Source organism: Sphingomonas sp. AC449 (assembly GCF_979253475.1).
The window spans coordinates 1-240 of the sequence record NZ_CEEDCZ010000086.1; the positions used below are offsets into that span (position 1 = coordinate 1).

General features: G+C 65.4%; 1 protein-coding gene. It reads left to right on the forward strand.

Features of this window, described 5'->3' with window-relative positions; genetic code table 11:
- Positions 1 to 77: 77 nt before the first annotated feature.
- Positions 78 to 240 (forward strand): 2Fe-2S iron-sulfur cluster-binding protein (locus AC0CH3_RS17925; protein WP_465238141.1); only part of this gene is annotated, 163 nt, incomplete at its 3' end.

A 240-nucleotide genomic window follows, 5' to 3' on the forward strand; every position in this document is an offset into this window, starting at 1 on the left:
CTACCGACACCGTCTATACCGCTCGGTACTGAATAGGCCCTCATCGATGCGGGCCCGGCGGAATTGCAGGAGATGGCATGTCGATACTGATCAACGGCTCCCCGGTCCCCCTGCCCGATGACCCCCGCGTCTCGCTCCTCGACCTGCTGCGCGAAGGGCTTAAGCTCGCCGGTCCGAAGAAGGGCTGCAACCAGGGTGCGTGCGGCGCCTGTACCGTGCTGGTCGATGGCGAGCGGATCC